The sequence below is a fragment of the Rahnella sp. RcJ3 genome, assembly GCF_009498575.1.
In the GTDB taxonomy this organism is placed as follows: domain Bacteria; phylum Pseudomonadota; class Gammaproteobacteria; order Enterobacterales; family Enterobacteriaceae; genus Rahnella; species Rahnella aceris.
Genome location: NZ_QSNX01000010.1, coordinates 60,716 through 80,688, shown reverse-complemented (window position 1 = coordinate 80,688; position 19,973 = coordinate 60,716). Strand labels below are relative to the sequence as shown.

General features: G+C 52.2%; 23 protein-coding genes. 12 read left to right on the top strand and 11 right to left on the bottom strand.

All coding sequences use genetic code 11. The features are described 5' to 3' along the window. Positions 1 to 8: 8 nt before the first annotated feature. The 7 genes from rpoN to DXU84_RS14565 all read right to left on the bottom strand — a co-directional run bounded on the left by rpoN (position 9) and on the right by DXU84_RS14565 (position 5,943). The gene (gene rpoN / locus DXU84_RS14595; RefSeq protein ID WP_013577258.1) at positions 9 to 1,442 is read right to left on the bottom strand and encodes an RNA polymerase factor sigma-54; all 1,434 of its coding nucleotides are present in this window, start codon (positions 1,440 to 1,442) and stop codon (positions 9 to 11) included. Positions 1,443 to 1,543: 101 nt separating this feature from the next. After that, on the bottom strand, positions 1,544 to 2,269 hold the full coding sequence (gene lptB, locus DXU84_RS14590) for an LPS export ABC transporter ATP-binding protein (protein WP_013577257.1): 726 nt from the start codon (positions 2,267 to 2,269) through the stop codon (positions 1,544 to 1,546). 6 nt (positions 2,270 to 2,275) lie between these two features. Next, the gene (gene lptA, locus DXU84_RS14585; RefSeq protein WP_013577256.1) at positions 2,276 to 2,833 is read right to left on the bottom strand and encodes a lipopolysaccharide ABC transporter substrate-binding protein LptA; all 558 of its coding nucleotides are present in this window, start codon (positions 2,831 to 2,833) and stop codon (positions 2,276 to 2,278) included. Next, positions 2,811 to 3,380, bottom strand: coding sequence for an LPS export ABC transporter periplasmic protein LptC (gene lptC, locus DXU84_RS14580; protein WP_013577255.1), 570 nt, complete (start codon positions 3,378 to 3,380; stop codon positions 2,811 to 2,813). The genes lptA and lptC overlap by 23 nt, the downstream gene beginning before the upstream one ends. After that, entirely contained in the window at positions 3,377 to 3,943 is a 567-nt protein-coding gene (gene kdsC / locus DXU84_RS14575; protein WP_013577254.1) for a 3-deoxy-manno-octulosonate-8-phosphatase KdsC, read from the bottom strand. Before kdsC ends, lptC begins: the two co-directional genes overlap by 4 nt. A gap of 16 nt (positions 3,944 to 3,959) precedes the next feature. Further along, complete coding sequence (gene kdsD, locus DXU84_RS14570; protein ID WP_013577253.1) at positions 3,960 to 4,946, bottom strand: arabinose-5-phosphate isomerase KdsD; 987 nt, start codon at positions 4,944 to 4,946, stop codon at positions 3,960 to 3,962. 19 nt (positions 4,947 to 4,965) lie between these two features. Beyond that, entirely contained in the window at positions 4,966 to 5,943 is a 978-nt protein-coding gene (locus tag DXU84_RS14565; protein WP_121019667.1) for a calcium/sodium antiporter, read from the bottom strand. 307 nt (positions 5,944 to 6,250) lie between these two features. Here DXU84_RS14565 and mlaF point away from each other — a divergent pair, with 307 nt between their 5' ends. The 7 genes from mlaF (at position 6,251) to murA (ending at position 11,160) form a co-directional block, all read left to right on the top strand. Beyond that, the gene (gene mlaF / locus DXU84_RS14560; RefSeq protein WP_013577251.1) at positions 6,251 to 7,054 is read left to right on the top strand and encodes a phospholipid ABC transporter ATP-binding protein MlaF; all 804 of its coding nucleotides are present in this window, start codon (positions 6,251 to 6,253) and stop codon (positions 7,052 to 7,054) included. A gap of 15 nt (positions 7,055 to 7,069) precedes the next feature. After that, positions 7,070 to 7,852 (top strand): lipid asymmetry maintenance ABC transporter permease subunit MlaE, encoded by a 783-nt coding sequence (gene mlaE, locus DXU84_RS14555; RefSeq protein ID WP_013577250.1) that lies wholly within the window; start codon positions 7,070 to 7,072, stop codon positions 7,850 to 7,852. A 3-nt stretch (positions 7,853 to 7,855) separates the two neighbouring features. Beyond that, positions 7,856 to 8,422, top strand: coding sequence for an outer membrane lipid asymmetry maintenance protein MlaD (gene mlaD, locus DXU84_RS14550; RefSeq protein ID WP_013577249.1), 567 nt, complete (start codon positions 7,856 to 7,858; stop codon positions 8,420 to 8,422). Between the two features lie 41 nt (positions 8,423 to 8,463). Further along, positions 8,464 to 9,099: a phospholipid-binding protein MlaC gene (mlaC, locus tag DXU84_RS14545; RefSeq protein ID WP_037035038.1), complete on the top strand. Its 636-nt coding sequence runs from the start codon at positions 8,464 to 8,466 to the stop codon at positions 9,097 to 9,099. After that, positions 9,096 to 9,410, top strand: coding sequence for a lipid asymmetry maintenance protein MlaB (mlaB, locus tag DXU84_RS14540; protein ID WP_013577247.1), 315 nt, complete (start codon positions 9,096 to 9,098; stop codon positions 9,408 to 9,410). Before mlaC ends, mlaB begins: the two co-directional genes overlap by 4 nt. A 168-nt stretch (positions 9,411 to 9,578) precedes the next feature. Continuing rightward, entirely contained in the window at positions 9,579 to 9,833 is a 255-nt protein-coding gene (ibaG, locus tag DXU84_RS14535) for a BolA family iron metabolism protein IbaG (protein ID WP_013577246.1), read from the top strand. Between the two features lie 67 nt (positions 9,834 to 9,900). Next, a complete protein-coding gene (gene murA / locus DXU84_RS14530) occupies positions 9,901 to 11,160 on the top strand; it encodes a UDP-N-acetylglucosamine 1-carboxyvinyltransferase (RefSeq protein ID WP_013577245.1) in 1,260 nt (419 codons plus the stop codon). A 96-nt stretch (positions 11,161 to 11,256) separates the two neighbouring features. Here the strand turns inward: murA and degS are convergent, their stop codons facing one another. The 3 genes from degS to zapG form a co-directional block, all read right to left on the bottom strand. Next, a complete protein-coding gene (gene degS / locus DXU84_RS14525; protein WP_037035040.1) occupies positions 11,257 to 12,324 on the bottom strand; it encodes an outer membrane-stress sensor serine endopeptidase DegS in 1,068 nt (355 codons plus the stop codon). 87 nt (positions 12,325 to 12,411) lie between these two features. Continuing rightward, complete coding sequence (degQ, locus tag DXU84_RS14520; protein ID WP_013577243.1) at positions 12,412 to 13,779, bottom strand: serine endoprotease DegQ; 1,368 nt, start codon at positions 13,777 to 13,779, stop codon at positions 12,412 to 12,414. Positions 13,780 to 13,933: 154 nt separating this feature from the next. Next, entirely contained in the window at positions 13,934 to 14,335 is a 402-nt protein-coding gene (zapG, locus tag DXU84_RS14515) for a Z-ring associated protein ZapG (protein WP_013577242.1), read from the bottom strand. A gap of 285 nt (positions 14,336 to 14,620) precedes the next feature. Between zapG and zapE the strand changes: the two genes are divergently transcribed. The 5 genes from zapE (at position 14,621) to sspB (ending at position 18,390) form a co-directional block, all read left to right on the top strand. Further along, complete coding sequence (gene zapE / locus DXU84_RS14510) at positions 14,621 to 15,760, top strand: cell division protein ZapE (RefSeq protein ID WP_112151046.1); 1,140 nt, start codon at positions 14,621 to 14,623, stop codon at positions 15,758 to 15,760. A gap of 318 nt (positions 15,761 to 16,078) precedes the next feature. Beyond that, positions 16,079 to 16,507, top strand: a complete 429-nt coding sequence (gene rplM, locus DXU84_RS14500; RefSeq protein WP_013577239.1) for a 50S ribosomal protein L13 — start codon at positions 16,079 to 16,081, stop codon at positions 16,505 to 16,507. A 16-nt stretch (positions 16,508 to 16,523) separates the two neighbouring features. Next, the gene (gene rpsI / locus DXU84_RS14495) at positions 16,524 to 16,916 is read left to right on the top strand and encodes a 30S ribosomal protein S9 (protein WP_013577238.1); all 393 of its coding nucleotides are present in this window, start codon (positions 16,524 to 16,526) and stop codon (positions 16,914 to 16,916) included. Positions 16,917 to 17,250: 334 nt separating this feature from the next. Next, the gene (sspA, locus tag DXU84_RS14490) at positions 17,251 to 17,892 is read left to right on the top strand and encodes a stringent starvation protein SspA (protein WP_013577237.1); all 642 of its coding nucleotides are present in this window, start codon (positions 17,251 to 17,253) and stop codon (positions 17,890 to 17,892) included. 3 nt (positions 17,893 to 17,895) lie between these two features. Next, the gene (gene sspB / locus DXU84_RS14485) at positions 17,896 to 18,390 is read left to right on the top strand and encodes a ClpXP protease specificity-enhancing factor (RefSeq protein WP_013577236.1); all 495 of its coding nucleotides are present in this window, start codon (positions 17,896 to 17,898) and stop codon (positions 18,388 to 18,390) included. A gap of 163 nt (positions 18,391 to 18,553) precedes the next feature. Here the strand turns inward: sspB and DXU84_RS14480 are convergent, their stop codons facing one another. Next, a complete protein-coding gene (locus DXU84_RS14480; RefSeq protein WP_013577235.1) occupies positions 18,554 to 19,972 on the bottom strand; it encodes a glutamate synthase small subunit in 1,419 nt (472 codons plus the stop codon). Position 19,973: the final 1 nt, after the last annotated feature.

Here is a 19,973-nt window from a genome sequence, read left to right as displayed (position 1 = left end):
TGTTGAGGTCAAACTAACTGTTTACGTTGGTTTGAGGGCGGGATGGACAAAGACTCTCGGTATTTGGCGACAGTCCGACGCGCAACCATAATTCCCTGATCGGAAAGCAGGGTCGCTAACTTACTGTCACTGAGCGGTTTTACAGGATTCTCCGCTGCGATTAATTTCTTCACCAGCGCCCGGATCGCGGTTGACGATGCCTCGCCACCGCTGTCTGTACTGACATGGCTGGAGAAGAAATACTTCAGTTCGAAAATGCCACGCGGGCTGTGCAGGAACTTCTGCGTCGTCACACGTGAAATCGTCGATTCGTGCATTTCCACGGCACTGGCAATATCTGCCAGCACCATAGGTTTCATAAATTCTTCACCCAGTTCAAAGAACGCCTGCTGCTGCTCAACGATGCAGCGCGTCACTTTCAACAGCGTGTCGTTACGGCTTTCCAGGCTTTTGATTAACCACTTGGCTTCCTGCAGATTGCTGCGGATAAATTGCCCGTCGCTGTCGCTGCGTGCGGAATTCCCCATCGCGGCGTACTGCTGGTTAATCTTCAGACGCGGAATGCTGTCGGAATTGAGTTCTACCGCCCAGACACCTGACACTTTACGCACCAGCACATCCGGGATCACGTATTCGGATTCGCCGGTGTTGATAGACTGGCCCGGACGCGGATCAAGAGACTGGATCAGGAGCATCGCTCCTTTCAGTGTATCTTCTTTTAACCGGGTTGATCGCATAAGTGCGCGGAAATCATGGTTCGCCAGCAAATCGAGATGTTCGCTGATGATAAGACGGGCTTCAGTGATGAAAGGCGTGTCAGTCGCATATTGAGAAAGCTGGATCAGCAGGCAGTCGCGCAGGTCACGGGCGGCCACACCCACCGGATCAAAACGCTGAACGCGCTTAAGTACGGCTTCGACTTCGTCCATGGTGACATTTTCATCACCGACGCTTTCGAGAATGTCGTCAAGGGAGACGGTCAGGTAACCGGTGTCATCCACTGCATCGACGATTGAGGTGGCAATCGCGGCATCGGTATCAGAGAACGGCGTCAGCTCGACCTGCCACATCAGGTAATCCTGAAGTGTCTGCGTGGTTTCGCCCTGGTAAATCGGTAGCTCATCGTCGCTGTAATCATTGCCGGTGCCTGACGGCGTGCCTGCGGTGTAAATCTCATCCCAGGTGGCGTCCAGCGGCAACTCTTCCGGCATGTCTTTCTGCTCGAGTGCCTCGCGGGTGTCTAACCCTTCGCTGTCGGTGGTTTCTACCGAGTCGATTTCTTCATGAAGGTCGGTTTGTTCCAACAGAGGGTTGCTCTCCAGCGCGAGTTGGATCTCCTGCTGGAGCTCAAGCGTGGATAGTTGCAACAAGCGGATGGCCTGTTGTAACTGAGGAGTCATTGCCAGTTGTTGGCTGAGTCTGAGTTGCAAACCTTGCTTCATATCTTGGCTTAATTCCGTTGATGAGTGAAAACGGCAACACTTCTGTCAGAGACGGCCTGTTTCAGTGTAGGTTGAAACAGGCACGGTTCCGGCGGCACAGATCACAGACGGAATTCTTCACCAAGATAAACACGTTTAACTTGTTCATCAGCAAGAATGTCGGCTGGCGTGCCGTGGGCGATCAATTTCCCCTGACTGACGATATACGCGCGTTCACAAACGTCGAGTGTTTCGCGAACGTTATGGTCAGTGATCAGTACGCCGAGGCCGCTGTCACGTAAATGCTCAATGATTTTTTTGATGTCGATAACGGAAATCGGGTCAACCCCGGCGAACGGTTCATCCAGCAGGATGAATTTAGGGTTCGCTGCCAGTGCACGGGCAATTTCAACACGACGGCGTTCACCACCAGACAGTGACTGACCGAGGTTATCGCGCAAATGAGAAATATGGAACTCTTCCATTAATTCATTAGCGCGGTCATTACGCTGTTCTTTGGTCAGATCGTCACGGATCTGCAGCACCGCCATCAGGTTATCAAATACGCTCAGACGACGGAAAATGGAGGCTTCCTGCGGAAGATAGCCAATACCGCGACGGGCGCGGGTATGCAGCGGCAGCAGGCTGATGTCTTCATCATCAACGATAATGCGGCCCGCATCGCGCTGGACGATGCCCACGACCATGTAAAAGGTGGTGGTTTTACCCGCACCGTTTGGCCCTAATAACCCGACGATTTCACCCGAGTTGACCATCAGACTGACATCTTCAACGACCTTACGGCCTTTGTATGCCTTTGCCAGATTCTCTGCGATTAATTTAGCCATAAAATATCAGTTACTCTTTTTGGTCGGCTGGCCGCCCGCTGCAGGCGTTTTTTGTTGCAGCTGCGAAGGTACCAGAACGGTCGTCACACGGTTACCTTTATCACTAAAGGCTTCCATTTGCTGTTTCTGTACCAGATAGGTAATACGGTCGCCTTTCACATTGCTGTCCAGTTGCTCAAGGTAAGCGTTGCCGGTCAGCGTGACGAGGTCATTTTCCACTTCGTAGCGGACTTTCTGTGCATGGCCTTTAATCGGCTTACCGTTATCCTGCATCTGGTAGAACGTCACCGGGTTGCCGTAACCTTCTACCACTTCTTTACCGGAAACCCCCTGCGGGCGGATGACGACCACTTTGTCGGCTTTAACCTGGATCGTACCCTGATTGACGACCACATTGCCGGTAAAGGTCGCGGTATTGGTATTGACGTCGAGCGCCTGGTTTGCTGAATCAATGGTGATCGGTTTCGTTGTATCGTCTTTTAAGGCAAATGCCGGAACGCTGACGGCTAACAATGAGCTGACGATCAGGAGATCACGGATTTTATTTTTTGCTTTGAATTTCATAAGAGGTCGTTACCTTTTCGATCAGCTCTGCTGTTTTGTCACGCAGATTACCACGCATTTTCATGCCGTTAGATGTAAAACCTGTACCATACAACGTCACTTCATCGTCTGAGGCAACGTCCTGTGTCGTCAGGTTAACCCGTGCATTGTCCGTTTTGATTCTTTGCAGCTGTGATGTCTCAGGTGTCAGGCTGTCTGCCTGCACATGCCCATAAAGATAGAGCATTTTATCCTGAGTCAGTTTCGCTTTATCAGAACGCAATACCCAGGTGGCTACTTTGTTCTTGTCATACATGGTCGCGACTGGATTGGTAAACCATGACACCTGATCAGCGGTGTAATATTTTACCTGGTCTGAAACCAGTTTATACGTCAGGCTGCCCATCGGGTCATACACCATCGTAACGGTGTGGGACGTCTGGTAAGTCGGATCCTGATCATTGACCGCTTGCGGAACATCATCGCTGTTGTCAGATAATGACCAGCCAATCAGCACCAGAACGATGGCAGTCAGCGCCAGAATAATCCAAAGTTTTGCTTTACTCATATCGACAGCCCTTTGGCGTCCTCCAGCTTACCCTGCGCCAGCAGAATCAAATCACACAGTTCGCGTACTGCACCACGTCCACCCGCGATACGGGTAACATAATGCGCTTTCGGTAACAGAACAGGATGTGCATCCTGAACCGCGACAGAGAGACCCACTTCGGCCATCACCGGCCAGTCAATCAGGTCATCACCAATGTACGCCACTTCTTCGGCCCGCAGAGACAGTGTATCTAACAGTTCGCGGAAGGCCAAAAGCTTATCAGATTGCCCCTGATACAAGTGGCGTATGCCCAGAGTTTTAGCGCGATCTTCCAGTAATTTCGCATTGCGGCCTGTAATAATCGCGACTTCGATATCGGATGTCAGCAGGCAGCGGATACCGTAACCGTCGCGAACGTTGAAACTTTTCAGCTCTTCTCCCTGATTTCCCATATAGATCAGGCCATCAGACATAACGCCATCGACATCGCAAATCAGCAGGCGGATTGCTTTTGCCCGTTCAAGCACTTGCGCACTGACCGGACCGTAGCAGGTTTCCACCAGGGCTGCGCTATTACTCATTCAGGGAATTCCTCAATTAAACTACGCCAGCGCGCAGCATATCGTGCATATGTAACACACCCAGCAACTGGTCACCATCAGCAACCATCACGCAAGTGATGTGTTTGTCCTGCATTAAATTCAGCGCATCAACTGCCAGCAGTGAAGGACGCACGCGGATACCGCCTGTCGTCATCACATCCGCAATCGATGCCGTATTGATGTTGACGCCCATATCAAAGATGCGTCGTAAATCCCCATCGGTAAAGATCCCTTCGATTTTCATCAAATCGTTGCAGATAACCGTCATGCCCAGATTTTTTCGGGTGATTTCCAGCAACGCATCCCGCAACGAAGCTTCACGGCTGACGTGCGGAATTTCATCCCCGGTGTGCATGATATCGCTGACGCGCAGTAACAGCTTGCGACCCAGTGCTCCGCCAGGATGTGACAGGGCGAAATCTTCCGGTGTGAAGCCGCGTGCTTCAAGCAGTGCGACGGCCAGTGCATCGCCCATCACCAGCACTGCCGTGGTGCTGCTGGTCGGTGCCAGACCCAGCGGGCAGGCTTCTTTGGGCACTTTTACACAAAGGTGAACATCTGCCGCTTTCCCCATCGTGCTTTCGGGGTTAGACGTCATGCAGATAAGCGTAATGCCCAGACGTTTGAGTACCGGTATCAGCCCCAGAATTTCATGGGCTTCGCCGGAGTTGGAAATCAGAATGACGACATCCTGCTTCGATACCATGCCCAGATCACCGTGGCTGGCTTCGCCGGGATGCACAAAGAATGCCGGTGTGCCCGTACTGGCAAAGGTGGCGGCCATCTTACGGCCGATATGACCAGATTTGCCCATGCCCATGACGACGACTTTGCCATTGCAGGCGAAGATTTTTTCGCAGGCGCGGGTAAAATCACCGTTAATGTATTGATCTAACTGCTCAAGTCCTTCACGTTCTGTTTTCAGCACATCATGTCCGACGGCCTGAAAATCAAAACCGGGGGCGAAGGTATCGTTAGCCATAGTGGGTTCCTGACAGAGTTCAGAAGGCAATGCTGTCCGGTAATAGAAACAGCACGGCCATATAAGCGATAAATCCACACAGCAGTAATGCACCGGCTAAATGTCCGATACGGTGTTTACGCATCAGGCATAGTCCGGAAAGCACCACGCTGACCGCCAGCATGACCCAATAATCGCGATGAAACGCGTCTGGGTTGAACGAACCTGGTGCTACCAGCGCGGGTAATCCCAGCACCAGGCAGGTATTAAAAATGTTTGCGCCGATAATATTACCCAGCGCGATGTCATCTTCGCCTTTGATAGCGCCGGCGATAAAGGTCGCCAGTTCTGGCAGACTGGTACCGATAGCAATCACCGTCAGGCCAATCACCAGTTCACTGACACCCAGATAACGCGCGATGACAGTGCTGTTATCAACGATCATGCCCGACGCCAGCGGCATGATGATAAAGCCCAGTGCCAGCCACAAAAATGCGACCGTATTGCTACTGTCTTGCGGAAGTTCGGACATTTGCTCGTAGGTCAGCGTATCCAGCCCCTCTTTTTCGGCGGCGCGGGCGATTTTTATCATCAGCATCACGAACACGCCTGCGCTGGCCAGTAGCAAAATGCCATCAAACCGGCTGAGTTCGCCGTCGCTTAACAGAAAACCACACAGTGCGGTGACCAGTAACAATAATGGGAGCTCGCGGCGTAATATATCAGAACGAACGGAAAGTGGATGAATCAGGGCAGCACCGCCCAAAATCAGAAGAATATTAATGATATTCGAACCAATTGCGTTTCCGACGGCCAAATCCATCTGATCGTTGATGGCGGCGGTGGTGGAAACCACCAGTTCAGGAAGGGATATTCCGACGCCGACGACAGTCATACCAATCACCAGCGGGGAGATGCCCATCGAGCGTGCCAGCACTGCGGCTCCGTACACCAGACGATCAGCGGCGTAAACTAACAGTAACAAGCCGACAATCATCAGTACGATAGCGAGAAGCATGAAACATCCTTTATTGGGTATAATGCGAGGTTCGTTGCCCTGGCGGGCAGGCGATTCCTTCGTCAACATGAGCTAAGGCGACATTTTGTCTGAAAATGACGCCTGCGGGTTCCTGTATGTTAGACGATGAAGGCTTTTATTTTAAAATGGTAATTCGTTGATTTTGACCGTCTGTGGCAGAAAAGTAAATCGATGGCAACTTTGGTAACGAAACCGGGGTAAGTTTTTGTAAAAATACCAAAGTTATACGATACCTTGTGCGTGTCAGACGTATTCTTAGCGAAAGCATTCCGAAGGGAAAAACTGAATGAGTCAAAGCGAATCGAATCTGGTTGAGATCAAAGGCATGAGTTTTGTGCGCGGCGATCGTCCCATTTTCGAAGAGATAAATATGACCGTGCCGCGTGGCAAAGTCACTGCAATCATGGGGCCTTCGGGGATCGGTAAAACCACCTTGCTGCGTCTGATTGGCGGACAACTTGCGCCCGACAGCGGCGAAATCTGGTTCGACGGCGATAACATTCCGACGTTGTCCCGTCGCAAATTGTACGAATCGCGCAAGAAAATGAGTATGTTGTTTCAGTCCGGTGCATTGTTTACTGACCTGACTGTGTTCGAAAATGTGGCGTTCCCGCTGCGTGAACACAGCAAATTACCGGAAGAATTACTGCGCAGTACGGTGACCATGAAACTGGAAGCGGTCGGGTTACGCGGTGCCGGTGACCTGATGCCTGCTGAATTGTCTGGCGGTATGGCAAGACGTGTCGCACTGGCTCGTGCGATTGCCCTCGACCCTGAACTGATCATGTTCGATGAGCCTTTTGTGGGACAGGATCCGATCACCATGGGCGTCCTGGTTAAACTCATTGATGAACTGAACCATGCGCTGGGTGTGACGTGCATCGTGGTTTCTCATGACGTTCCTGAAGTGCTAAGTATTGCTGATTACGCTTATATTGTGGCCGCGCAGCATGTGATTGCCGAAGGCACACCTGAGGAGCTGCAAAATAATCCTGATCCGCGTGTTCGTCAGTTCCTTGACGGTATTGCCGATGGACCGGTGCCTTTCCGTTTCCCTGCCGGTGATTACAAAACCGAGCTGCTCGGATGATGGAGTTCCCTATTCATGTTAATTAAGGCGTTAGCCTCAGTCGGGCGCCGCGGGATAAACACCTGTGCGTCTTTTGGCCGCGCCGGTCTGATGCTCTTTCGGGCATTGGTCGGTAAGCCGCAATTTGCCAAGCAGTGGCCGCTGTTGATCAAGCAGCTTTACAGCGTTGGTGTACTTTCCCTGCTGATTATCCTCGTTTCCGGCTTGTTTATCGGCATGGTGCTTGGTTTGCAGGGATATCTGATTTTAACCACCTACAGCGCTGAGGCCAGCCTCGGCATGATGGTGGCGCTCTCTTTACTGCGCGAACTTGGACCGGTGGTGACTGCTCTGCTGTTCGCCGGCCGAGCGGGTTCCGCGCTGACCGCCGAACTGGGGTTGATGAAAGCCACTGAGCAAATTTCCAGCCTGGAGATGATGGCTATCGATCCGCTGCGCCGCGTTGTTGCACCGCGTTTCTGGGCCGGTCTGATTTCCATGCCTTTGTTGACGGCGATTTTCGTTGCCGTGGGGGTTTGGGGAGGTTCGCTGGTGGGTGTGGACTGGAAAGGCATCGACAGCGGTTTCTTCTGGTCAGCGATGCAAACCGCGGTAGACTGGCGGACTGATTTACTTAACTGCCTGATTAAAAGCCTTGTTTTCGCTATCACTGTGACCTGGATTGCGTTGTTCAATGGCTATGATGCGATACCGACGTCCGAAGGGATTAGCCGGGCAACGACACGTACTGTGGTGCATTCGTCACTGGCGGTGCTGGGATTGGATTTTGTGCTGACAGCACTGATGTTTGGAAATTAAACCATGCAAACGAAAAAGAGTGAAATCTGGGTAGGCGCGTTTTTAATCATCGCATTGATTGCGGTGATCTTCCTGTGTCTTAAAGTGGCCGACATCCGTTCCATCGGCTCCGACCCGACTTACCGTATTTCTGCGGACTTCGACAATATAGGCGGCCTGAAAAGCGGTTCGCCGGTCAAAGTCGGTGGCGTGGTTATCGGCCGCGTCAGCAGCATAACGCTTGATAAAAACTATTCCCCACGTGTCGAAATGGATATCGACCAGAAATACAACCAGATCCCGAGCACCAGTACGCTGGCGATCCGCACGTCTGGTTTGCTGGGCGAACAATTCCTGGCGTTGAATATTGGTTTTGAAGACCCTGAAATGGGAACGACTATCCTTAAAAACGGTGGCGTTATTCAGGACACTAAATCAGCGATGGTTCTCGAAGACCTGATTGGCCAGTTCCTTTATAAGAGTGGCGACGGCAAGGCTGACCCTGACGCAACGGCGGCTCCTGCTGCGCCTGAAGGGAATGCTGCACCTGCACCTGACGCTAATACGGCGCCACAGCCGGCTGCCCATTAAGAATTTGCCATTACGGATTCTCCATAAAAGAGGAAATAAGTATGTTTAAACGTTTAGTGATCGCTGCACTGTTGGTGGTTATGGCTCCGCTGGCGAATGCTGCTGTGGACAAGACCAATCCTTACAGCGTGATGAATGAAGCAGCGAACAAAACCTTCACCCGCCTCAAAACCGAACAGCCGAAAATCAAGCAGGATCCTAACTATCTGCGCCAGATCGTTCGTGAAGAATTGCTGCCGTATGTGCAGGTCAAATACGCCGGCGCGCTGGTATTAGGCCGCTATTATCAACAGGCGACACCTGCACAGCGCGAGGCTTATTTCGCGGCGTTCTCTGAATACCTGCAACAGGCTTACGGTCAGGCGCTGGCGATGTACAACGGCCAGAGCTACACGGTGCAACCAGAGCAGTCCTACGCGGATAAAGATATCATTGCTATCCGTGTCACCATTACTGATCCGAATGGTCGTCCTCCGGTTCGTCTGGATTTCCAGTGGCGTAAAAACAGCCGCACAGGCGAATGGCAGGCGTATGACATGATCGCCGAAGGCGTCAGCATGATTTCGACCAAACAGAACGAGTGGGCAGATATCTTGCGCCAGAAAGGTATCGAGGGTCTGACAGCGCGTCTGAAACAAGCCGCTGCTCAGCCGATCACGCTGGATAAACAACAATGAGTGAAGCCCTGCGCTGGGAATCGCAGCCGCCGCGACTGATGTTGCACGGTGAGTTAGATCGCGAAACGCTGGTGGCATTCTGGGATATGCGCAGAAAGCTGATGTCCGGCGTGACCTGTCTGGATGTTTCCGGGCTGGAGCGTGTGGATTCTTCCGGTCTGGCTTTCCTGGTGCATTTACGCGAGGAAGCCCGTCAGCAGGGGATTACGCTGACGATTGCGGGCATCACCGACAGGCTGAGAACACTGATTACCTTGTATAACCTTCAGGACATTATTCCGTCGGACACTACGGGCTGCTCTGTTGAATAAATATATGAGCAGTTCCCGTGAGTTAGGCTGCGGGATGTGAATAATTGACTGAATGTCCGTAAAGCCCCTGTGCGAAACTCTTCGTCAGGGGCTTTTTCGTGGTTTAAGAATTGCGCCGATCCCTATAAGATATCGGGCTGTTATGATTCTTCAGAAGAATAGATCCCTATGGAAACGAGTGAAATTAAAGACGTGCTGATGAACGCATTGGCACTGGACGAAGCCCACATTACTGGCGATGGCAGTCATTTTCAGGCCATTGTCGTTGGTGCGATGTTTGATGGCATGAGCCGCGTGAAAAAACAGCAGACCGTTTACGCACCGCTGATGGAATACATCGCCGACAATCGAATTCACGCACTGTCTATTAAGGCTTATACCCCTGAAGAATGGGCGCGTGACCGTAAACTGAGCGGTTTATAAGACTGCCGGAGTTCCGGCAGCTTCCTCGTATTTGACCTGTCGTTTTAATGAATAGAGAGCAGTCATAATGGATAAATTTCGTGTACAGGGTGGGACTCGCCTGAGCGGTGAAGTCACTATCTCTGGTGCAAAAAATGCAGCACTTCCTATTTTGTTTGCCGCACTGCTTGCTGAAGAACCTGTTGAACTCCAGAACGTTCCTCATCTGAAAGATATCGATACCACCATCAAACTGCTGAGCCAGCTGGGCACCAAAATAGAACGCAACGGTTCTGTTTTCGTTGACGCCAGTGCGGTGAATGAGTTTTGTGCGCCGTATGACCTGGTGAAAACCATGCGCGCTTCTATCTGGGCTCTTGGCCCGCTGGTGGCGCGTTTTGGTCGCGGTGAAGTCTCCCTGCCGGGCGGCTGTGCTATCGGCGCACGTCCTGTTGACCTGCATATTACCGGTCTGGAACAGCTGGGCGCGACCATTGTGCTGGAAGAAGGTTATGTGAAAGCCTCTGTCGATGGCCGCCTGAAAGGTGCGCACATCGTGATGGATAAAGTCAGCGTGGGTGCGACCGTTACCATCATGAGCGCAGCGACATTGGCTGAAGGCACCACCATTATTGAAAACGCCGCGCGTGAGCCGGAAATCGTCGATACCGCGAATTTCCTGAATACGCTGGGTGCGAAAATTACCGGTGCGGGTACTGATAAAATCACCATCGAAGGCGTTGCACGTCTGGGTGGCGGTGTTTACCGTGTGGTCCCCGATCGTATCGAAACCGGCACCTTCCTGGTGGCGGCCGCGATTTCCGGTGGCAAGATTACCTGTCGCGAAGCCCGTCCTGATACGCTGGATGCTGTACTGGCAAAACTGCGTGAAGCCGGTGCCGATATCGAAGTGGGCGAAGACTGGATCAGTCTCGACATGCATGGCAAACGGGCTAAAGCCGTCACCTTCCGCACCGCACCGCATCCGGGCTTCCCGACTGACATGCAGGCGCAGTTCAGCTTGCTGAATCTGGTGGCAGAGGGTACCGGTGTGATCACCGAAACCATCTTCGAAAACCGTTTCATGCACATTCCTGAACTGATCCGTATGGGCGCACATGCTGAAATCGAAGGCAGCACCCTGATTTGTCATGGCGTTGAAAAACTGTCTGGCGCTCAGGTGATGGCGACCGATTTACGTGCTTCTGCAAGTCTGGTTCTGGCGGGTTGTATTGCCGAGGGGGTGACCGTGGTTGACCGTATTTATCACATCGATCGTGGCTATGAGCGTATCGAAGATAAATTGCGTCAGCTGGGTGCGAAAATTGAGCGCTTCAACGGCGAATGATTCGTAGCTCTTGATGCAATAAAACGATTTCTGATGCAATAAAAAAGCCGGAAGGGGAAACCTTTCCGGCTTTTTCGTTGCTGTCTTCAGCGATCGTCAGTGATCAGGATATTCCTGCACGGTCACCTGCAAGGTCAGCTTCTGACCGTCACGCATAATCTCCACCGGAATGACCGTACCCGGACGAACCTCTGCGACCTGATCCATTGTCTCGATAGCGGAAACAGCCGGTTTGTTGTTGACGTTAACGATCACGTCTCTGACCTGCATGCCTGCATTAGCCGCCGGGCCATTGGGTGTGACTTCATTCACCACAATCCCCTGAATATGATCCAGTCCGCTATTCGGCCCGTGCAGAGGGGAAACCTCGCGCCCGCTGATTCCGATATACCCGCGAATAACCCGGCCATCGCGAATCAGCTTGCCCATGACTTTTGTCGCCAGTGCGGTCGGGATGGCAAAGCCGATACCTTCCGGTGTGGCGCCGTCATTACTTTGGTCAAAGGACAGTGTATTAATCCCCATCAGCTCACCCAGCGAATTCACCAGTGCACCGCCGGAGTTACCCTGGTTAATCGATGCATCGGTTTGCAGAAAGTTCTGGCGGCCTGACGGGCTGAGGCCAATGCGACCAGTGGCGCTGATAATACCCTGCGTGACTGTCTGACCGAGGTTATACGGGTTACCAATTGCCATCACGACATCACCGACATGCGGGGCGCGATGTGGATTAATCGGGATCACCGGCAGATTTCCGGCGTTGATTTTCAGCACGGCCAGGTCAGTCAGGCTGTCAGAGCCGACCAGCAAGGCTTCAAATACGCGGCCATCCTGCAATGCGACGATGATCTGATCGGCATTATTGATTACGTGCTTGTTGGTGAGGATATAACCATTGTCGTTCATGATCACACCGGAACCCAGTGTGCGGATGGCCAGTTCGTTCTGTGAACTGTTACCCATGTTGCGGTTATAAACGTTCACCACTGCCGGAGCAGCGTGGCGGACGCCTGAGTTATAGCTGACCGGTTCTTCGCTGTTTTGGGTGAAGTTTCGGTCAAACAGCGGTTCTGTGATGTTTTTACGCAACATAGGTACCGCCGCCAGCAAAATGCCAGCAACAATCAGGCCGATAACAGCGGATCTCAATAGCTTAACAAACATGGGTATATGGGATGCGAGATAAAAAGTGAGGGAAGAATAGCATGAGTTAATCGGACGCAGCAGCACCTGCGTCCGATTTTCAACGCTTTACGGCATGAATAAGTAGATATTTTGCCCTTTACGCAAGATGCTCAGCGCGATCAGGTCAGGTTTGCTTTCCAGTATTTTGCGGAAAGCGGCCAGATTTTCGAGCGGTTCGCGGTTTACACCGATAATCACATCGTCTTTTTCCAGACCGATTTGGTCAGCGGGCGTCCCTTTTTTCACGTCATCGACATGCACGCCTTTGGCGTTTTTATCCGCCGGATCGCTGAGCGTCACACCCTGCAAGGCAGGATTGAGTTTCTCAATGCTGACTTCCACGGCCGGGCTTTTATCCAGCGTGACGTTCACAGTCATCGGTTTACCATCGCGCAGCAAACCAATCTGCATGGTGACGCCCGGACCTGCGGTGCCCACTTTCGCGCGTAACTCAGCAAAGCTGCTCAGCGTTTTCCCCTGCAGGGTAATCAGTACGTCGCCCGGTTTAATACCGGCTTTCGCCGCTGCAGAATCCGGCAATACTTCATTGACGAAAGCGCCGCGCTGGCTGTCAAGTTTGAATGCCTGCGCCAGTTCCGGCGTCATTTCACTGCCGCGGATCCCCAGCAGGCCGCGTTTCACTTCACCGAACTCAATCAACTGATGGCTGAGGTTCTTCGCCATGTTCGCCGGGATAGCAAAACCGATACCGACGCTGCCACCCTGAGAGGAAATGATGGCGGTGTTAATACCAATCAGTTCACCTTTCAGATCGAGCAATGCGCCCCCGGAGTTACCGCGGTTAATCGACGCATCGGTCTGAATAAAGTTTTCCAGCCCCTCAAGATTCAGGCCGCTGCGACCAAGCGCAGAAACAATGCCGGATGTCACCGTCTGGCCAAGCCCAAACGGATTGCCAACGGCGACGGCAAAATCACCGACACGCAGGTTGTCGGAATCCGCCATCGTAATTTGTGTCAAATTTTTAGCATCAATCAGCTGGATCACCGCAATATCAGACTGATCGTCTTTGCCGATGAGCCTGGCTTTATATTCACGGCCATCGTTGAGCTGAACGTTGATTTTATCCGCATTATTCACCACGTGGTTGTTGGTGAGCACATAGCCTTTGGCGGCATCAATAATAACGCCTGAACCCAGCCCTTCAAAAGGCTGTGGCCCCTGATTGGGTTCCGGGTCCTGCTGACCGAAGAAGAATTTGTATTCCGGTGGGACATCCGCACTGGGTGGCTGGGTACCTGAAACCTGAACGCCCACGACTGCGGGCAATACTTTTTCCAGCATAGGTGCCAGACTTGGCAAAGGTTGTCCCTGAACTTCCGTAGGTAAAGCGGCATTCGCCATAGGCGCAGAAGCGAAAGTTAATCCAAGGCTAACAGCTAACACACTGAGCAAAAATGACTTTTTCTTCATCACGATAACTCTCTCGCTTTCTGTAATGGACGTCAGTTATGGACAATAGAACGGTGATTCACAGCACGGGAAGGGTCTGGAGAACGGCACATGCACGGGACATATGCCGTAAATACGCCTGCATAACGATTGTTATGCAGGTCAGGGGCGTCTGTTATTTACGAACCGGACGCTCACCACGCAGCAGACCGGACGCGCCATCAGAATAATCGCGTGGCATTTGCACCGGTACCTGATCGTTATCGGCCTCGGAGCCGGTCAGGCGGTAGTTGAACGGATTATCTTGCTCGGGCATATCGGGCAGCAAATTGTTGGAGCTTTTAGCCATGTGCTGATACAGCTGACGGTAATCAGTCGCCATGTTATCCAGCAACTCTGCGCTGCGGGCAAAATGGCCCACCAGTTCCTGACGGTATTCGTCGAGTTCGGCTTTGCTTTTCTCCAGTTCGTTTTTCATGACTTGTTGATCACGTAATTTACGATTACCAAAGCGCATCGCTACCGCACCAATCGCGATACCGACCACTAATCCAATGAGTGCATACTCCCAGGTCATAATGACTCCTATTTTGACTTCGTTGTCCCGCAGGGCTTTTTCACGTAACTTTTATGACTTAACTTCTTTACACAATGGTTTTAACGTAATTGTTACACGCATTTGTCATGCAATAGCTCCACTATAACCGTTAACCTTGCCAGAGTGGAATCCTGCGGGGAAAATCACTGCTATCTGTTGGTTTTTTCATACACAGACAGCCGGGAAAAGCGGCGAACCCACGGCAAAAAAGCGGCTAAACGACGTGAAAAACATAAAAATTTTTTCTCAGGGACGTTAACAAAGATGCAATCTCAATCACCCCTTTTCCTTTATCAGAACGCTGTGGATGCCGGTGAATTCCAGGCGGATGCTGTTCAGAAACAGGCTGTCGCAAAGCTTGATGTGATTTATCAGGCACTTTCCGCGCAGCCCGCAACAATGCCTCAGACCACCGGTCGTGGAGGGTTGCTGGGCCGTTTGTTTGCAAAATCTCCGCCGAAAACCCCTTCGCGACCAGTACAGGGACTGTATATGTGGGGCGGCGTGGGGCGCGGTAAAACCTGGCTGATGGATTTGTTTTTCCACAGCCTGCCCGGTGAACGTAAGCTTCGCCTGCATTTTCACCGCTTTATGTTGCGTGTCCATGAAGAACTGACGGAGCTTCAGGGGCAGGAAGATCCGCTGGAAGTGATTGCTGACCGCTTCAAAGCGGAAACGGACGTACTCTGTTTCGACGAGTTTTTTGTTTCGGATATTACCGATGCGATGTTGCTGGCGACGTTGCTGCAGGCGCTGTTTGCCCGCGGTATCACCCTGATTGCGACGTCGAACATTCCGCCTGATTTGCTGTACCGCAACGGTCTGCAACGCGCGCGGTTCCTGCCGGCCATTGATCTGATTAAAGAATATTGCGATGTGCTGAATGTGGATGCCGGCATTGATTACCGTCTGCGTACGCTGACACAAGCCAATTTGTGGTTATCGCCTGTTGGCCCTGATACGAGTGACGCGATGCATTCCATGCTAGGCAAACTGACCGGCAATCACAGTGGCGCGGAGGCAGGCGAAAGACCCGTACTTGAAGTGAATCATCGTCCGCTGCAGGCCATTGCTGCCGTTGACGGCGTGCTGGCGGTGGAATTTCATACCTTATGTGAAGAGGCGCGCAGCCAGCTCGATTATATTGCGCTGTCGAAAATCTATCACAGTGTACTGCTGCATAATGTGCCGGTGATGGGCGCAGACAGTGAGAACGCTGCGCGGCGTTTTCTGGCGCTGGTCGATGAATTCTATGAGCGCCATGTAAAACTGGTGATTTCCGCAGCGGTGCCGATGTTTGAGATTTATCAGGGGGAACGGCTGAAATTCGAATATCAGCGTTGCCTCTCGCGTCTGCAGGAGATGCAGAGTGAGGAATACCTCAGGCGGCCGCATCTGCCGTGATTTTAATTGATTATTATTTGTTCAGCCTGTGGTATAAAAAGGCGCAGTAAAGCCTGCATGGCGAACCCTCTGGAGACGTTGAGGGAAATCTTCCTTTTTGTCGAAAAAGGGTTCGATCTTTGCGGGAGACTTCTCTATAATCTTGCGACCCCACGTTACTACAAAGTTTTTTTCCCGAAACTTTATAAGTGCCAGCATTGGCTATTCGAAGGGGTAGGTTTGCTGGACGATGGTCGTGTGAACCTCAAATACTTATTTTATAAACAAGTAAGCGTTCGGGTGTTCGCCAACGTGTAACTTTAATTGGGTAAGCTTTTAATGAAAACTTTTACAGCTAAACCGGAAACCGTACAACGTGACTGGTTCGTAGTTGACGCTACCGGCAAGACCTTAGGTCGCCTGGCCACTGAACTGGCTCGCCGTCTGCGTGGCAAACATAAAGCGGAATACACTCCGCACGTTGATACTGGTGATTACATCATCGTTCTGAACGCAGAAAAAGTTGCTGTTACTGGCAACAAGCGTAACGACAAGATTTATTACCATCACACCGGCCACATCGGTGGTATCAAGCAAGCGACCTTTGAAGAGATGATCGCTCGCCGTCCTGAACGCGTGATCGAGCTCGCGGTTAAAGGCATGTTGCCAAAGGGCCCGTTGGGTCGTGCAATGTACCGTAAAATGAAAGTTTACGCGGGTAACGAGCACACTCATGCGGCGCAACAACCGCAAGTTCTTGACATTTAATTCGGGATTATAGGCAATGGCTGAAAATCAATACTACGGCACTGGTCGCCGCAAAAGCTCCGCCGCTCGTGTTTTCATCAAACCGGGTAGTGGTAACATCGTAATTAACCAGCGTAGCCTGGAACAGTACTTTGGTCGTGAAACTGCCCGCATGGTAGTTCGTCAACCACTGGAACTGGTCGACATGGTTGAGAAATTCGACCTGTACATCACCGTTAAAGGTGGTGGTATCTCCGGTCAAGCTGGTGCTATCCGTCACGGTATTACCCGTGCACTGATGGAATATGACGAAAATCTTCGTGGCGAACTGCGTAAAGCTGGCTTCGTTACTCGTGATGCTCGTCAGGTTGAACGTAAGAAAGTCGGTCTGCGTAAAGCACGTCGTCGTCCTCAGTTCTCCAAGCGTTAATTTTCTGCTGCTATTGCAGCACAGTGCTTCGGCACGAAAATCAGCGTCAAAAACCCGGTGTTTCACCGGGTTTTTTTATGCCTTTTGTTCCGTAATTGCAGGGGAAATGATCTCCTGACACACAATTCCCCATGAAATCGTCTCACCGTCCCCCACAGCCTGCGTAAAATCTGGTAAACTATCACACACTTTTGTGCCTGTTCGCCGAGCAGTTGACGTTGCCGCGCTTCCTGGCTGGGTTCGCCTTGCCGATGGTTGTCTATGAAACTACGGGACAAAAACTGCAGGCTGGCGATAACTCGCTGTAATATTCTAGATAAACTTGGAGGTTTTCATGGCTGTCGCTGCCAACAAACGTTCGGTAATGACGCTGTTTTCCGGCCCGACCGACATTTTTAGCCATCAGGTACGTATCGTACTGGCGGAAAAAGGTGTCAGTGTCGAGATCGAGCAGGTTGAGATGGATCACCTGCCGCAGGATCTTATTGACCTCAACCCTTACCGCACTGTACCGACACTGGTTGATCGTGAGCTGACCCTGTTTGAATCCCGCATCATCATGGAATATCTTGATGAGCGCTTCCCGCATCCGCCGCTGATGCCGGTTTATCCGGTTGCCCGTGGTGAGAGCCGTCTGATGATGCACCGCATCGAAAATGACTGGTATTCGCTGATGCGTCAAATCGAGCAAGGTTCTGCGACTGAAGCGGACGCTGCACGTAAGCAACTGCGTGAAGAGCTGCTGGCGATTGCGCCAATCTTCTCGTACATGCCTTATTTCAAAAGCGAAGAGTTCAGTCTGGTCGATTGCTACCTGGCTCCGCTGTTGTGGCGTTTGCCAGAGCTGGGCATTGAATTGTCAGGTACCGGTTCGAAAGAGCTGAAAGGCTACATGACCCGCGTCTTCGAACGTGATGCTTTCCTGGCTTCCCTGACCGAAGCAGAGCGCGAAATGCGTTTGCATACCCGAGGTTAAGGTATGGAGATGACCGACATGTCTCCGCGTCGCCCCTATCTGCTGCGGGCTTTTTATGACTGGTTGCTGGACAACCAGTTAACCCCGCATCTGGTGGTTGACGTGACGATGCCTGGCGTGATGGTGCCGATGGAGTTTGCGCGTGACGGACAAATTGTTCTGAACGTTGCGCCGCGTGCTGTCGGCAATCTCGAACTGGGTAATGATGACGTACGCTTTAACGCCCGTTTTGGTGGCGTACCGCGTAACGTGTTTGTACCGATTGCTGCTGTTCTGGCAATTTATGCCCGTGAAAACGGTGCCGGTACCATGTTCGAACCTGAACCTGCTTATGAAGCCGAAGGTGCCTTTGACGGTGACCTGAGCGCTGATGAGCCGACAGAACCGACCATGTCAGTCATTGATGGTGATTTGCCGGATGTGGCTGAAGAAGATCCGGATGATGAGCCGCCGACACCGCCTCGCGGTGGTCGCCCGGCATTGCGTGTTGTGAAATAACAACCCGCTCAATCCGGCTTCATGCTTAAACCCTGCGTTGTTACGTGGGGTTTTTTATTGCCTTAAATACGCCGCCGCCTCTTTTCGCCAGTGCAGATTGCATACGATTAAAAAAACAACGGGGCTGCCATCGCTGGCAGCCCCGTTTTGATGCCCCGCCGGATCAGACTTCGAGGAAGTTCATGATGCCTTCTGCGGCCTTGCGGCCTTCAGCAATCGCTGTCACCACCAGATCAGAACCGCGAACTGCATCGCCACCCGCGAAGATTTTCGGATTGCTGGTCTGGAAGGCGTTGTCGCTGCCTTCAGGGGCAACGATGCGTCCCTGAGAGTCCAGCTCAACGTCATGGGCTGCCAGCCATTCCATTTTGTGAGGGCGGAAACCAAATGCCATCACCACGGCATCAGCTTCCATCACATGTTCGGAACCGGCCACGATTTCTGCACGACGGCGGCCATGGGCATCCGGAGCGCCCAGTTCGGTACGCGCCATACGCACGCCGCATACGCGGCCTGAATCATTCAGCTCGATGCTCAGCGGTTGCAGGTTGAATTTGAAATCCACACCTTCTTCACGCGCATTCTTCACTTCACGACGCGAGCCCGGCATGTTCTCTTCATCACGACGGTACGCACAGGTTACATGCGTTGCGCCCTGACGAATCGAGGTACGCACGCAGTCCATTGCGGTATCACCACCGCCCAGCACCACGACGCGTTTCTTATCCATCGTCACGTAAGGTTCTTCCTGGCTGTCATCGTAGCCCATCAGTTGCTTGGTGTTAGCGATGAGGAACGGCAGGGCATCGTACACGCCCGGCGCATCTTCGTTCGCCAGGCCACCGCGCATGGACTGATAGGTGCCAACGCCGAGGAATACAGAATCGTATTCCGCCAGCAGCGCATCAATAGTGATATCTTTGCCGACTTCGGTATTGAGCTGGAATTCGATACCCATCTCAGTGAAGATTTCGCGACGCTTGGTCATCACTGATTTTTCCAGCTTGAAGGCCGGAATACCGAAAGTCAGCAGGCCGCCGATTTCCGGATGGCGATCGTAAACCACCGCTTTCACACCGTTACGGGTCAGGACGTCTGCACAAGCCAGACCTGCCGGGCCTGCGCCGATGATCGCCACGCGTTTGCCGGTTGGCTGCACGTGAGACATATCCGGACGCCAGCCCATCTCGATCGCTTTATCGTTGATGTAGCGTTCGATGTTACCGATGGTCACTGCACCGAACTCATCGTTCAGGGTACAGGAGCCTTCGCACAGTCTGTCCTGCGGACAAACGCGCCCGCAGACTTCCGGCAGGCTGTTAGTCTGATGCGCGAGGTCGGCTGCTTCCATGATGCGACCTTCGTTCGCCAGCTTCAGCCAGTTCGGAATGTAGTTGTGAACCGGGCATTTCCATTCGCAGTAAGGGTTACCGCAGGACAGGCAGCGGTCAGCCTGTGATGCGGCCTGCGTTGCTGAGAACGGCTCGTAAATTTCCACAAACTCAATTTTGCGGATCTTCAGCGCTTTCTTAGGCGGATCAACACGCTGCAGGTCGACAAATTGATAAACGTTTTGACTCATC